General features: G+C 71.7%; 8 protein-coding genes and 1 pseudogene. 3 read left to right on the forward strand and 6 right to left on the reverse strand.

The genetic code is table 11. The features are described 5' to 3' along the window. Nucleotides 1-118 precede the first annotated feature (118 nt). The 3 genes from ACFWXO_RS26025 to ACFWXO_RS26035 all read right to left on the reverse strand — a co-directional run bounded on the left by ACFWXO_RS26025 (nt 119) and on the right by ACFWXO_RS26035 (nt 8,436). On the reverse strand, nt 119-6,952 hold the full coding sequence (locus ACFWXO_RS26025; protein WP_380526377.1) for an RHS repeat-associated core domain-containing protein: 6,834 nt from the start codon (nt 6,950-6,952) through the stop codon (nt 119-121). A 605-nt stretch (nt 6,953-7,557) separates the two neighbouring features. Continuing rightward, nucleotides 7,558-7,995, reverse strand: a complete 438-nt coding sequence (locus ACFWXO_RS26030) for a hypothetical protein (RefSeq protein WP_380526379.1) — start codon at nt 7,993-7,995, stop codon at nt 7,558-7,560. A 45-nt stretch (nt 7,996-8,040) separates the two neighbouring features. Next, a complete protein-coding gene (locus ACFWXO_RS26035) occupies nt 8,041-8,436 on the reverse strand; it encodes a cupin domain-containing protein (protein ID WP_380526381.1) in 396 nt (131 codons plus the stop codon). Nucleotides 8,437-8,488: 52 nt separating this feature from the next. On the opposite strand from ACFWXO_RS26035, the gene ACFWXO_RS26040 reads away from it, so the two are divergent. Then, a complete protein-coding gene (locus ACFWXO_RS26040) occupies nt 8,489-9,601 on the forward strand; it encodes a GlxA family transcriptional regulator (protein WP_380526383.1) in 1,113 nt (370 codons plus the stop codon). On the opposite strand, the gene ACFWXO_RS26045 is transcribed toward ACFWXO_RS26040, so the two are convergent. Together ACFWXO_RS26045 and ACFWXO_RS26050 are read right to left on the reverse strand one after the other, a co-directional pair. Continuing rightward, complete coding sequence (locus tag ACFWXO_RS26045; protein ID WP_380526393.1) at nt 9,591-10,394, reverse strand: alpha/beta fold hydrolase; 804 nt, start codon at nt 10,392-10,394, stop codon at nt 9,591-9,593. The two genes, ACFWXO_RS26040 and ACFWXO_RS26045, sit on opposite strands and share 11 nt — an antisense overlap. Nucleotides 10,395-10,733: 339 nt before the next feature. Next, nucleotides 10,734-11,426: pseudogene (locus ACFWXO_RS26050) on the reverse strand (CPBP family intramembrane glutamic endopeptidase); the annotation flags it as partial. Nucleotides 11,427-11,537: 111 nt separating this feature from the next. Here ACFWXO_RS26050 and ACFWXO_RS26055 point away from each other — a divergent pair. Together ACFWXO_RS26055 and ACFWXO_RS26060 are read left to right on the forward strand one after the other, a co-directional pair. Further along, on the forward strand, nt 11,538-12,875 hold the full coding sequence (locus tag ACFWXO_RS26055; RefSeq protein WP_380526385.1) for a sensor histidine kinase: 1,338 nt from the start codon (nt 11,538-11,540) through the stop codon (nt 12,873-12,875). Then, nucleotides 12,863-13,609 (forward strand): LuxR C-terminal-related transcriptional regulator, encoded by a 747-nt coding sequence (locus ACFWXO_RS26060; protein WP_380526387.1) that lies wholly within the window; start codon nt 12,863-12,865, stop codon nt 13,607-13,609. Before ACFWXO_RS26055 ends, ACFWXO_RS26060 begins: the two co-directional genes overlap by 13 nt. Here ACFWXO_RS26060 and ACFWXO_RS26065 read toward each other — a convergent pair. Next, nucleotides 13,498-14,481 (reverse strand): serine/threonine dehydratase, encoded by a 984-nt coding sequence (locus ACFWXO_RS26065; protein ID WP_380526389.1) that lies wholly within the window; start codon nt 14,479-14,481, stop codon nt 13,498-13,500. The genes ACFWXO_RS26060 and ACFWXO_RS26065 overlap by 112 nt on opposite strands. Nucleotides 14,482-14,709: the final 228 nt, after the last annotated feature.

The raw sequence follows: 14,709 nt of genomic DNA on the forward strand, positions 1-14,709 counted from the left end.
GCGCCCGGTTTGTTTTTTTTAAAACACACCACATCTTAACAACTCTTTCTTAATTACCCCCCCCCGGGGGGGGGGCCCGCCCCCCCCGGGCCCGGCCCCCGGGGCGCCCCCGGAACTCCTACTTGTCGACAGCCTCGGCCGGCGCGTGGTCGTAGACGACCCGGTTCCAGCTGAGGAACTGGTAGGTGCCCCACTCCTTCGTGGTCACCGTGCCGTCCTCGTGATAGTAGGTGGTCACATAGTTCGTCCGACGGCCCAACGGCGAGAACCCGTACTCCTTGTCGGCCGGAATCTGAGCCGTGGTGTTGGTGGTCTCCTGGGTGGTAGTGCTCTTCCCGTCGGTCCTCGTATTGGTCTCCTCCTCGCCCCACTCGTAGTTGTACTCGATACTCCCCTCCGCGGTCGTCTTCGCGAATCCGAGCACGCTGCCTTCCACCGAGACCTTCGCTCCGGTCTTGATGTTCTGGTTGTTGCTCTTCTTCTTCGCGTACTGCTCGGACCACTGGGTCGCCTGGGTCGTGGAGGCACCGACCGAGACCGACAACGGTATGTTGCTCTTCTTCAGCTCCGCACCGATCTCGTAGTTGATCTGGTCGTCCGGTTGACCCTTCTGCACCGTCGAATGGCCGACGACACCAGCCCCTCCAACGGGAACCTGACTCTCCGTGTAGGCGTTGGGATGCGGCTTCGAAAGCGCCCTCTTGACGAACTCGACGTAACCCGCCTTGCGGATCGGTTCCGCCCTCTTGATCTCGGCCACGATCCGCTGGTAGTTCGGGCCGTCCTGGGTCGTGTCGACCTTGGTGCCCATGTTGGAGCACTTGGCGAAGCCGGTCGCGCACTCCTCGAGCGCCATGCCGGTGGGGTCCGTCTTGTTCACCGGGTCGTTGTTGCTGTACGCGTAGGCGTTCCACTGCTGCGGGTCGTCGGCCAGCATCAGCGGGTCCGGGCTGAGGAAGCGGCCGGTGCCGGGCTGGTACTGGCGGGCGCCCAGGGTGGTGAAGCCGGTCGCGTCGTCCTTCAACCCGTTGACGAAGCCCTTGTCACCGGCCCACGAGGTGCCGCTGCCGGAGCCACGGAGGACGCCGAAGGGGTCGGTCCAGCGGCGGTTGACGTCGGTGGTCGCCGAGTCGATCGACAGGGTGCCGGTGCCGTGCTGGTCGGCCAGCTGGTAGGTGAGCTTGGTCGGTCCCTGGCGGACGAGGGTGACGCCGCCGGGGAGGGCGTAGTAGCGGGTGCCGGTGCTGGCCTTGGCGCCGGTGTCGTAGGTGAGTTCGTCTCCGGCGCCGAGGTTGACGGTGACCTTGCCGGGGTTGCGGCGGACCAGCTGGTTGCCGTCCGCGTCGTAGACGTAGGACGTCGTCGCACTGCCCTGCTTCATCGTGGCGAGCTTGCCCTCGACGTCCCAGGTCAGGTCCGCGCCGTTGGCCGCGTCCACCGCGTTCCAGGTGTGGGAGTCCCACTTCGGGGCCCAGCCCGGCGCGTACACCATGAACTTGCCGTCGTCCTGGACGACCGCGAAGTACTTGCTGTTCGGCCCGACCCACGACTGCGAGGACCACAACGGAACCCGCTGCGGGTCGTAGACCACGAAGTTGCCGTCGTCCTGCATCGTCGCCCACGCACCCGGGTGGTTGGCCGTGTTCGTCGACCACACCACCAGGCCGGTCCGCAGCGAGGTCAGCACCAGGTTGCCGTCCGACTGCATGGTGAGCTGCACGCTGCTGGAGCGCACCGACTCGCCCGGGTTGAGCACGAAGCCCGCGCCCATGGTCTTGTTCGCGCCCGGGTTGGCGATCTTCGTCGTGTTGCCCGCCGCGTCGTACTGGTAACTCCCCGGCGTGCTGCCGTTGTTCGGGAACGTCGACTTCACGGCCGACGGCGCGTGCGGACCACCCGCACCCGTCCCCGTGTTGCGGCTCCCCGCGGCAGGCACGTCCTGACCGATCGTCAGGTCCTTCGACACATCGCCGGTCGGGTTGTGCATGACCAGCTTCGTCCGGTTGCCGACCGCGTCGTAGGTGTAGTCCTGCCAGTACGGCGCACTACCCCCCACCGTCGTCTTCGACGGAGCCGAAACCCCACTCGTAGGAGAGGAGTTGGCGCAGGACCCCTGGCCCGCCAGTGACGGGGTGGGCTGGTTGAGCTTCCCGGTGTCCGACCATGCCGTGGTCAGCCGGCCCAGGTAGTCGTACGTGAAGCACTGCAGGTCCGTCCGGTCCGGGCTGTTGTCCGGAATCGTGCGCACCGCCGTGACCCGACCGGCCGGATTGTAGGCGTAGGTCGTGTTCTGGACCGTACCCGTGGTGGCCGTCTGCTTGTCCACGTACTGCGTCAGCAGGCGTCCGGTCGACTCGTCGTAGGTGTTCGTCGAGACGACCTGCGTCCCCCACGGATTCATCGTGGTCCGGGTGTTGCGCCCGTACGCGTCCCAGTCCGCCTGCCGCAGGTAGGTCGCCCCGGAGCCGCTGACGTCGTTGAGCTGTCCGTAGCTCTCGTAGTTGTAGCCGACGGCCTCCTTGGCGAGGTCGCCCGCTGCGGCCCGGGTGTCGCTGACCATGGATCCGGTGACCGGGTTGTAGGCGGCCGAGTACTCGAAGCTCACCTGCCCGGCCTGCCCGATCTCACTGCCCGGAAGGGAGATGCTGGTCCTGGTCGGGCGATAGGCCGTGTCGTACTCGCTCACGGACTTGGTGTAGGCCGCACCCCCGGCACCACCCACGTACCGGGTCGAGCTGGCGATCTGGCCCTTCGCGACGGTGTCGTAGGTGTAGCCGGTCAGCTGGTTCCCCGGGGCCACCGATCCGTTGAACGTGCCGGTCTTGCGACCCAGCAGGTCGTAGGCGAAGGCCATGGTCTGCCCACGCGCGTCCGTGCTGGTGGCGAGTCGGCTCGCACCGTCGTAGGTTCGGGTCGAGACACCGGTGTCCGGGTCGTCGACCTTCACCTGACGACCGCGCTGGTCGTAGGTGTAACTCCAGGTGTTCCCGGCCGAGTCCGTCCGGGTCGCCGTCTGGCCGCCCGGCGTGTAGGTGTAGCCGGACACGTCGGCATCCGCCCGGTTGCCGGTGGCGGAAGACGTCCGGTACTGCCAGAGCTGGCTGGTCCGCCCGCGGGCGTCGGTGACCGTGCTGGTCGGCGTGGCTCCGGCCGGCGGCGAGACGTCGATCCGGTCCGCACCGGGGTACGCCGTCGTCGTGGTGCTCTGCGGCTTGCCCAGCGCCACGAACTGGGCGCTCACCGCACGACCCAGACCGTCGAACCCCATGACGCTCTGGTTCGGGACCATCGCGCCGTCCGGGATCCAGCGCGTGGTGTTCGGCGCGTTGGTGTCCTCGTAGTACGTGTTGTACTTCCGGTTCACCCTCCCCTGCGAGTCGTAGAACGTGTCCGTGACCATCCGGCCGTGGTAGGCCGAGATCGCCGGGTCGCCCTGCGTCTGCACCACCCGGCCCAGACCGTCCATGATCTGCGTCGCCGTACCGTAGGCAGTGCCGGTGGGGCGCAGCGACTTCGTCGTCACCGTGGACGGCATCGAGCCGCCGTTGACCGCGTAGTCGAACGTGAAGTTGGCACCTGCCGTGGTGTCCCGGCCGGGGATCCAGACGGCCTTCAGACGGCCCAGCCCGTCGTGGCTCTGGGTGACGGTGCGAGTGTTGGCATCCGTCGTGGTGAGCAGCAGGGCGCGGGCCGGGTTGTAGGTGGAAGTGCTCTCCCGACGGGTGCCCGCGTCCGGCGCACCGGCCGGGGCCGCGGATCCGGTGACCACCTTGTTCGGCAGCTCGCCCGGGTTGGCCGAGCTGTACGCCGTGGTCGTGACCGCGCCGTTCGGGTTGGCGCTGTCGGTGACCGTCGGGTCCGTCACCGAGGTGACCCGGCCGTACTGGTCGTACGTGCTCGCACTCGTGGCGACGTACTGCGCCGAGCCGTTGGCGTCGTAGCCGTTCAACACCTGACTGCCGGTGGCTTCGGCCTTGGTGCCGGCGGTGCCGAAGCCCTGGCCGTCGTAGAGCGTGCGCGTGTCGGAGACCGTGTTGGACGCGTTCGCGTCCGCGGTGCACGCGTTGGCGCCCGAGGTGACGAACTGCTCGGAGACCAAGCCGGTCACCTGGGGGTTCGCGGCGCCCGCGTAGCGGTAGCGGGTGCAGAGGTCCGGGGTGCCGTCGGCCGTGCTCAGCGACGTGGTGACCCGGTTGTTGTTCCCGGCGTCCGTGGTCGACACCGTCGTGGTGGTGCGGGTGCCCGTGGTCGCCGCCGAGGTACTCACGGCTGTGGTCCTGGTGGCCGCGTACTGGGCGACCAGGTCCGGCAGGCCGGCGCGCTTGTGGGTGGCCGTCACCGCCGGGTTCTCGTAGGAGTTGACGGTGTACGAGAGCGGCGACCCTGCGGCGCTGGACGTGTCCGCGTACGCGTCCGTCTCCAGCACACGCCCGGTCAGCCATCCTTCGTCCGGGCGACTGCCGCTCTTGACCCCGGCCACCGTGGCCGCCCTGGGCTTGGCATCGGCCTTGAGGTCGCCGTTCATGCCCTGGTGGTAGCTGGTCGTGCTCTTCGCCTGGGGGCCGTCCTTGCCCGAGCCGGTCACGGTGGTGACGCTGGCGTAGCCGTGGAACTGGTCCCAGGTGCGATAGTCGGACTCGACCAGCGCGCTGTCGTTGCGGTGCCAGGCCGCCGGGCCGTAGGTGTAGGAGGTGGTCATCGGCACGGAGCCGGCGACGAGGTTGCCGTTCGGGTCGACGGTCACCGTGTCGACCGGGTAGCGCAGGAACCAGTCGTCCACCGTGGACTGCACACCGGTGTCGAACCACTTCACGTTGAAGCAGCTCATCGAGTTGCCATCGGCCGAGGACGGCATCCGCCCGGCCGTCCGCGAGCACGAGTCCTTGGTGTAGGACACCACGATCGTGCCACCGGTCTCGGTCGTGATCACCGCCATGCGCGGCCGGTTGTAACGCGGACGCGCCGGCACCAGGCCGTCGACCCGGTTGGGCAGCAGCAGGTCCGCGAAGGTCACCGCCGGAAGCGCCTGCTCGGCCTGCCCGTTGGCAGTGTCCTTGCCCGTCCGCTTCACCGACTGCAACCAGGCGATCGGTGCGTTCTCCGTCGCGTTCTGCGGCGTCTTGAACACGTGGGTCAGCTCGTACTTGTCCACCGGACGGTACGAACCGCCGGAGCGGATCGAAGTCGTGATCCCGTTCAGCCACTTCGTCGACCAGTACGTGGGACCGTAGTTGGTGCAGGCACCACTGTCCTGGCACTGCTTGTCCATCGGGACGTCCGGCCAGTTGGCGGCGTTCGCCGCCGTACGCTGCGCCGGATCGCACGCCGACGCGTCCGACACGCACCGCTCACCCGAGTCGAAGTCGACCCGCGCCGCCGCCTGGTACGAACCGCCCGCACCCAACTGGTCCGACAGCAACTGCCCGTAGGTGATCGCGGCCAGCACCCCGCCACGCGTGTACGCGGTGTTCGTACCCTTACCCGCGTTCTGCGCACCACCGCGCGCATACCAGTTGGTCTCGGGCGTGTACGCGTACGTGGTCAGATTCCCGTGCGCGTCGACCACGTAGTCGAGGTTCCACCGCCACGCGCTCTGGCACCACGAACCCTTGCCCTTCGACCCGTCGTAGCACGGGTCGCCCGGGTTCGGCGAGTACACCGGAACCGTCCACGCCGACTTGCTCTCCGGACCCGCCTTGCTCGGCGAACCGTCCGCCGCCGGAAGCTGGTTGAGCCCGAAGTAGTACACCGTCCCCGAGGTATCCGTCACCTTCAGATAGGAACCGTTCCAGGTGCCGTTGTTGGCACCCGTCAGGAACTCGACCTTCGTCCCGTCGTCGTCCTTCAGGCGCCACTTGCACCGCGACTGCTCGTCCGCCGCCGTCCCGGCGACGCACGACGAGTCCTCCGGCACCAGCTCACCCGCATGCCCGCCCAGCGACAGCGTCAGGTTCGGACCACCCCAGCACTGATCGCCCGAACCGGGAACGCCCGCCTTGTCGCACGGGCGATAGGCACGCTCCACGAAGCCGGCGCCGAGGTCCCAGCCGTCACCGATCCAGGACGCCTGGGCGTTCGTCGACGCCGTCTTCCCGTCCACCGACGCCGAGTCGTAGCCGAGCGCCAGCGGTGGAGCGCCGCCGCCGAGGGCGGGCGGCACGGCGATCGGGTAGCTGTAGGTGAAGGAACCCGACGACCCTCCTGCCGCCCACGCCTGGCTGGGCGAGAACGGTGTCGCACTGTAGCTGCCCGTTCCACTGGTGGGCGTCCCGTCCAGCGTCAGCAGGAGCTGTGGCGCCCCCGACGCCACTCCGGCGGACAGCGACTCAGCCCGCTGCCGGGCCGTCGCGGTGCCCGTGGCGGGCAGGTCCACATCCGCGACCAGCTGCTTCGCCCGCTCGTCGTAGTGCGAGGCCACCGGCGTCCGCACCTGACAGGCTGCGTCACCCGGGCTGGTCAACGCGCATTCGGGCAGGACCGACAGCTGGGCGCGGTGGGCGAAGTCCCCGCCGAACCCCACGGAGCCCAGGTCGATCCCAACCCTGACCTTGCCCACTTCCGCGCCGTCACTGCGCGAGAGGGCCACGACCGTCCGACTGTCCGCACCCTCTACCGTCCTGACCCGCACCGAGCCCGAGGCCGGAGTAGCGGCCGCATCGGCCGGCGCCAGCCAGACCGGAAGGTCACCCGCCTGCCTGGACGCCCCCTTGTCCAGACCCACCACCGCGCTACCGGCCACCGGCTTCGGTGCCGCCTTGGGCGGCACCCAGTTGGGCGAGCCGGTCTGCGGCGTCGAAGCCTTGGGCTTGTCCGCCGCTCCGGGGACCGAAGCGGTCCTCGCCAACGGCGTGTTCGGCGGAGACCAGATCCCGTCCTTGTCCCCACCCGACGGCGCCGAGAAGGCGGGCACCAACGGCGACAGGAGCGACCCCAGGACCGCCAGCGTGCCCACCAGTGCCAGTCGGGACCGGAACCGCCCGGGCGGTCCCTCCTCCCTGTCCGGCCCCCGCCGGAAGTGGACATGATCGATCAACATCCCTACCCCCTTACAGACTGACTGCCTGTCATCCGCAGAACACGCGCGAACGGATGACCCCGGCGGAGAGTAAAGGGCAAGCAAGACGCAGGTCTAGGGAATTGCTGATTCGACCATCACGTGACGCACATCATGGTCGGCTTGAATCGGAATCCGTCGGGCCAAATCGGGCACGAACACCGAAAACCCCAGTTGACTGCTCCTTTGCCGAGCACGGTAGTTTGTCCACGGTGACACCAGCGCCCGCCGACCAAGCGGCTCCACCGCTGCGACCAGCAGCATCAGGCCGTCACACCTCGCTGCGGGATACCCGGTGACCCGTTCCGCAGGAAGCCGGCCCTGCGGCAGGACACATCGGGCACGGCTTGCCTGTCGTGTACGTTCGTCACTTCTCCGGTCGAACCGGTCAAGGCGTGCGGCGCATCGGGCTGCCATTCGGCCATTAGCGGAAACAGGTGCCCCGTCCAGTGCAGTCCGCACTCCCCGCAGGCGCGCCCGGCCACCCCGCCGCCGGGTGCGGCTCACGCCTCCAGGCACAGCGCCGGGCCGTGGAAGAGGCGGTCCTCCTCGTACGGCCCCTGGTGCAGTCCGTACGGGGTGAACCGGCGCAGGTAGTAGTCGATCCACGTCCCGTCGAAGGACACCGGCGCAGCGGCGAAGGCCCGCGGCCCGGGCAGTGACCGGACCCACTCCACGTAGCCGGCCATCACCTGGGCGACCGGCTGCGGGTCCGCGGTCGCGGCCTCCCAGGTGCCCGGCTCGGAGTCGAACCACTCCTTGGTCCGCGGGTTCGGCGCAGCCCCGGGGAGCGGTTCGAGGACGGCCTCGAACTCGCCGAAGGTCCGCCCGTCCGTCGTCGTGGCGACGGAGGCGAAGGACCGCATCGAGTTGGCGCCGGCCCACGGGCCGTCCACCTCGATGTCCGTCACCACGTAGGTCCAGTCACTGGGTTCAGTCATGCTCCCGACGCTACCCGTGCCCTCCCGGCGCCCTGGCTCCGGCCGTCAGGTGTCCAGGGCGTGGCCGGTGGTCGCGTCGACGTGGGCCGGGACGGGGTCGTGGCGGTCGCCGACCGTGGGGGTGCCGGTGGGTTCGAACATCAGGATCGCGGCGCCGTCCGGGGCGGACGGCTTGTGCTCGGTGCCGCGCGGGACGGTGAAGACGGAGCCCTTCGGGAGCAGCACGGTGCGTTCGCCGGCGGGTTCGCGCAGGGAGATGCGGAGTTCGCCGTCGAGGACGAGGAAGAACTCGTCGGTGTCGTCGTGGGCGTGCCAGACGTGTTCGCCGTGGACCTTGGCGATCCGGACGTCGTAGTCGTTGACGCGGGTGACGATGCGGGGGCTCCACAGGGCGTCGAAGGAGGCCAGGGCCTGGCCGAGGGCGATGGGTCGGTTGCTCATGCGCCCATCCTGGGCCGGCCCGCCCGCCCGGCGTGAGTGCTAGACATGGCACATGTCGCAAGGATCCTCGCAGCCGCAACCACCGCAGCAGCCGCACCCCCCGACGGCCGGCCCGCACCGGGTGGTCGTGATCGTCGACGCCAACTCGAACCCCTTCGAACTCGGCTGCGCCACCGAGGTGTTCGGTCTGCGCAGGCCGGAGGTCGGCCGCGAGCTGTACGACTTCCGGCTCTGCTCCCCCGAGCCCAGCACCCTGATGCGGGACGGGTTCTTCACCCTCACCGGGGTCGCCGGCCTGGAGGCGGCCGACACGGCGGACACCCTGATCGTCCCGAACCGGCCCGACGTCGAGGTGCCGCGCCGCCCCGCCGTACTGGAGGCCGTCCGGCGGGCGCACGCGCGGGGCGCGCGGCTGGTCGGGTTCTGCAGCGGCGCCTTCACGATGGCCGAGGCCGGGGTCCTGGACGGGCGGCGGGCCACCGCGCACTGGCAGTGGGCGGACGACTTCCGGGCCCGCTTCCCGTCCGTCCGGCTCGAACCGGACGTGCTGTTCGTGGACGACGGCGACATCCTGACGGCCGCGGGCAGCGCGGCCGCGCTCGACCTGGGCCTGCACGTGGTGCGCCGCGACCACGGTGCCGAGATCGCCAACGCGGTGAGCCGTCGGCTGGTCTTCGCGGCCCACCGCGACGGCGGGCAGCGGCAGTTCGTGGAACGGCCGGTGCCCGAGCGGACGGACGAGTCGCTGGCGCCGCTGCTGGCCTGGGCGCAGGAACGGCTGGACGCACCGCTCACCGTCGCCGACCTGGCGGTGCGCGCGGCGGTCAGCCCGGCCACGCTGCACCGCCGGTTCCGCGCCCAGTTGGGCACCACACCGCTGGCCTGGCTCACCGGGGAACGGGTGGCCCTGGCCTGCCGGCTGATCGAGCGGGGCGAGTCCCGGATGGAGGTGGTCGCGCGCCGCAGCGGACTGGGCACGGCCGCCAACCTGCGGGTGCTGGTGCGCCGGGAGACGGGCATCTCGCCGTCGGCCTACCGGCACCGGTTCGGGCCGGAGGCGTCCCCGCGGGCGGAGCCCGCTCCGGCCCGGACACCACCCCCCGGGACGCCACCGCCCGGGACGGCGGGCACCGGGCCAGCGGGCACCGACCCGCTCAGTCGGTGATCCCGGCGAGGAAGGCCGCGAGTGCGGCGTGCAGCGCCTCCGGCCGCTCCAGGTGCAGGTCGTGCCCGGTGCCGGGGATGCTGACGGCCATGGTGGCGGGGCCCCGCCGGAGCATCTCATCGGCCTCCGCCGCCGGGACGAACCCGGACTGGCCCAGGACGACCAGCGTGGGGCAGGCGATCCGCGCCCACTCCGCCAGGAAGGACCGCTGGGTGAGCTCCGTCAGCGAGTCCACCATCACGTCCCGGTCGAAGCGCGGCCACCAGCCGCCGTCGCGTTCCTCCAGCCCGGCCGCCCAGCCCGCGCCGACCGATCCGCCGCCGAGGAACTCGACGGCCGCCTCGCGGGCGGGGAAGGGCGTCGGCCAGGAGTCGAGCCAGTCGCCGACCTCCCCGGCCACGTCCGGGTCGGGCCCGCCCGGGCCGGCCTCGACGAGTACCAGCCCGCCGACGAGTCCGGGGTGCGCGGCGGCGGTCAGCATGGCCGTGTGCCCGCCGAGTGACTGCCCGGCCAGGACCGGCCGTCGCAGCCCCAACTGCTCGACGACGGCCACCACATCGGCGACGTAGGCGGCACGGGAGACCTCCGGCGGGCGGCGCTCGCTCGCGCCGTGTCCGCGCTGGTCGACCGCGACGACCCGGTGGCGGGTGCTCAACTCCGCTGCCACCGCGTCCCATTCACCCGCGTGCCCGGCCAGCCCGTGCAGCAGCACGACGGGCCGGCCCGGCCCGGCCCAGTCCCGGCAGACGAGCCGGACACCGTCATGCGACACCAGCCGCTCGGACCATCCCACGTCGGGCCGCGCCACGCCGGTCCCTGCCTCACCGGTCCGTGCCTCGTCGGTCCGTGCCACGCCGGTCCCTGCCTCGTCGGTCGGTGTCACGTCGTCGTACCTCCGGGGAATCGGGCGGACCCCGATCATGTCGCAACGCCCCGTGCCGATCAACGGAGTTGCCCGTTCCGCAGCACCGGGCCCCCAACCGGCACTCCGCCGGTGGAGCAGCCAGCCGACCAGCACCACGAGGCCGGTCACCGGCCAGGTCGAAATGCTCAACGGGCCGGCCAGCAGCGGGTCGACGATGCGGCCCGAGACCTCGCGGGTCAGCGGCAGCGTGAACTCGTTGAGCGACAGGTGCGCCGCGACGGCCGCCCACACCGACCCGGTGGACAAGCGGATGGCGGCGATGACCGTACCCAGCAGCATGGCCGTCACCACGGCGACGGGTATGCCCAGCAGCACCGAATGGCCGGGGTAGCTCCCGCCGAGCGCCGTCATCGGGACGTGCCAGGCTCCCCAGATCGCGCCGCCGATCAGCAGGCCGCGGGTCCGTCCGTAGCGCAGCAACCGGGGCAACAGATAGCCCTGCCAGCCGAGTTCCTCGCCGAAGTACAGTGGTACGGACACCAGCGCGCTCAGCACCAGCGGCACGACCGTGCCGGGCCCGGGCAGGTGCGCGGGGGCGTACCAGCCGGTGAGCGTGGCGACGGTCAGACCGGCCGCGGTGAGGCCGAGCGGGATCGTCAACGCGACTGCCACGGAGCGAAGTTCGTGCCGCCAGGGAGTGGACCGGGCGAGCCCGAGCAGCCGCAGGGCCTGGCGCGGGCCCCGGCCGCGCACGGTGAGGCCGAAGGCGGTCAGGGCCGGCACCAGCATCATCAGGACCATGCACACCGCCGCCAGCCGTGGCGTCCCCTGCGCGGCGCTCGTCCGGCGGAGGCCGTCCAGCCAGAGCGGGACCATGGTGATCCAGGCGCCGACGAAACTGATCGTCAGGAACAGCACCAGCTCGGAGCGCGAGCCGTCCGAGGTGTTCGTTCGTTTCATGGCCGTGACGCTACGAACCGCGAGGGGGCCGGGACGATCGTGCAGGCGCGTCGACCGATGGTGTAGCACGCTCCACTGCGTCGGGAGCCCGAGGAGGGGAGACTGGCCGCCGTGAACGACACTTCGATGACGCGGGCGTCGCGGGCGGGCGCGGCGCGCTCGGCCCGTGCCGCCGGGTACTGCGCTGCCGTGTTCGCCCGGGGGCTGGCCCTGCTCGTACTGGTGCCCGTCCTCCTGTACTCGGCGGCGCTCTGCCTGGTCGGCGTGGGCCTGCTCGTCCTGCCGCCCGAACTCCGGCTGCTGCGGTGGCTCGCCGACGGCGAACGCGCCCTCCTGGGGCGGTGGACGGCGAACCCTCCGGCACCGGCCGGACCGCACCCGCGCAGGCGCCTGGGGGCGGTCCTCTCCGATCCGGCGACCGGCCGTGACCTGCGCTGGGCGGCCGTCATGGCGGTCGTCGGCACCGCGCTCGGGCTGCTCGGCACGGCGCTGTTCCTGTTCCCGGCCGCCGTGCTCGCGCTCGTCGGCCTGTGGTGGCTGTTCCCGGCCGACGATCCGATCAGGCCGCTCCTCAACGTCCCGGTCGACAGCTGGGGGTCCGCGCTCTACGCCGGGGTCCCCCAGTTCCTGCTGAGCGCGCTGCTCGCCCTGTTCGGCCCGCCCCTGCTCGCCAGGACGGCGGCCGCGCTGAGCCGGTGGCTGCTCGCCCCCTCGGCCGCCGCGGTCCTCGCCGAGCGCGTGTCCACGCTGGACCGGACCCGTACCGGAGCGATCGCCGCGCACGGCGACGAGCTGCGCCGCATCGAGCGGGACCTGCACGACGGCACCCAGGCCCGGCTGGTCACCCTCGCCATGCAACTCGGGCTCGCCGAACGGACGCTCGGCTCCGACCCCGCCGCGGTGGGCCCGCTGCTGACCCGGGCCCGGGAGGGCGCCGAGGAGGCGATGGCCGAACTGCGCGACGTGCTGCGGTCCGTCTACCCGCCGGTCCTCGCCGACCGGGGCCTGGCCGGCGCGGTCTCGGCGGTCGTCGCCCGCTGCCCGGTGCCCGCCACCGTGGAGGTCGGTGAACTCGGGGACGTACCGGCCCAGATCGAGGTCGCCGTGTACTTCGCCGTCACCGAGGCGCTCACCAACGCGGCCAAGCACGCCGACGCCGGCGCCGTGACCGTCACCCTGGCCAGGACGGGCGTCACCCTGCGGGCGGAGATCACCGACGACGGCCGGGGCGGCGCGGCCGAGGCCGGGCCCGACGACGGCACCGGGCCGCGCGGAGCCGGACCGCACGGCACCGGACCACGCACCGCCGGACCACGCGGAACCGGACCACGCGGAACCGGACTGCGCGGCATCCGGCAGCGCGTCGAGGCCGTCGACGGCGTCCTGCTGGTCCGGAGCCCGGCCGGCGGCCCCACCGTGATCACCGTGGAGTGCCCGTGCGCATCGTGATCGCCGAGGACAACGCGCTGCTCGCGCAGGGACTCACCGCGCTGCTGGAGGCCCTGGGGAACCAGGTGCTCGCCACCACCGGGGACGCCGCGTCCTTCCTGACGGCCGCCGTCACCCACCGGCCGGACGTGGCCGTGGTGGACGTCCGGCTCCCGCCCTCCTTCACCGACGAGGGCATCAGGGCCGCGCTGCACGCCCGGGAGCGCGTCCCCGGGCTGCCGATCCTCGTGCTCTCCCAGTACGTCGAGGACACCTACGCCCGGGAGCTACTCGCCGACGGCACCGGCGTCGGCTACCTGCTCAAGGACCGGGTCGCCCGCGTCGACGACTTCCTCGACGCGCTCCACCGGGTCGCGGCCGGCGGCACGGCGCTGGACCCGGACGTGGTCCGGCAGCTGCTCGCGACACCCACCGACCCGCTGTCCCGGCTCACCGAGCGCGAACGCGAGGTCCTCGCGCTGATGGCCCAGGGGTACGGCAACTCCGAGATCGCCGCTCGCCTCGTGGTAACCGAGCGGGCCGTGCACAAGCACGTCGGGAACATCTTCCTGAAACTCGACCTCCCGCCCGAGGACAGCGGCGACCGGCGCGTCCTCGCCGTCCTCACCCACCTCGGAGCCCCTCAGCGACCCTCAGCACCGGGCCCGGCGTCCGGGGTCGTGACCAGGTCCGACGGATCGGTGTTGGCCCCGCACAGCACCACGCAGACCTTCTCGCCGGGCTCGGGCCGGTAGCCGCCCGCCTGGCCGCCCAGCGCCGCGAGGGCGGTGGCGGCGCCGTGCTCGACGGCCACCCGGCGGTCGTCCCACAGGGCACGGCGCGCACCGACGATCTCCTCGTCCGGCACCAACACAGTCCGGACGCCGCCCAGTTGGGCGACACCCAACGCCGTGGCCGAGACCCGCCGGGCCCCGAGCGAGTCCGCGGCGACCGAGTCCACCGGCACGTCGACCGGACGGCCCGCCGCCAGCGCGGCGTTCAGCGCCCGGGAGTTCCCCGGCTCCACCGCGACCGTCCGCACGCCGTGCTCCCGGGCAGCGGTGGCGACCCCCGCGAACAGCCCGCCGCCGCCGACCGCGACCACCACGGTGTCCAGGCCCGGGATCCGGTCCCGGATCTCCTCCAGCAGCGTGCCCGCCCCGGCCGCGATCAGCGGGTGGTCGTAGGCGTGCGCCGCGAGCGCACCGCCGACCGCCGCGAACTCCGCGCAGGCCGCCTGGGCCTCCGCGTACTCCGAACCCACCAGCCGCACGTCGGCGCCGTAGCCGCGCAGCTTGGACACCTTCACCGCCGGCGCCGTGGCCGGCACGAACACCGTCGCCCGCACGCCCAGCTGCCGGGCCGCCCAGGCACACGCCAGCCCGGCGTTCCCGCCGGAGGCGATGGTCACCCCCGCGTCGGGCAGGGTGCCGGCCTCCCCGTGGGCCCGGAGGAAGTTCTGCGCACCACGGGCCTTGAACGACCCGGTGTGCTGCATGAACTCCAGCGCCAGCCACAGCTCACCGGGCTCCGTACGCTCCTCGACCGCCGCCAGGGCGACCGGGCGAACGTGCCCGGCGATCCGCTCCCCGGCGGCTTCGATGTCGCCATAGGTGAGTTCGCGCATGTCCCTGCTCCCTTGTCGTTCGACCGCCACACCGACCGCCACGTCGACCGCCCTCGACGCCCTGCGTCGCGACGCACGACTAGCACCCGGCACCGGCCCACCCTAGGGTGTGTCTGACCATTCCCGCCGGGCGCGCGACGCCGGGGCACGCACCTCGCCGCGTTGTCGTCGGTCGCCAATGCGCTGCATTGGGCTCCCTCCTCCGCCTTGCGATGCACGCACCCCAAC

The sequence above is a fragment of the Kitasatospora sp. NPDC059088 genome, assembly GCF_042738155.1.
Taxonomy (GTDB): Bacteria; Actinomycetota; Actinomycetes; order Streptomycetales; family Streptomycetaceae; genus Kitasatospora.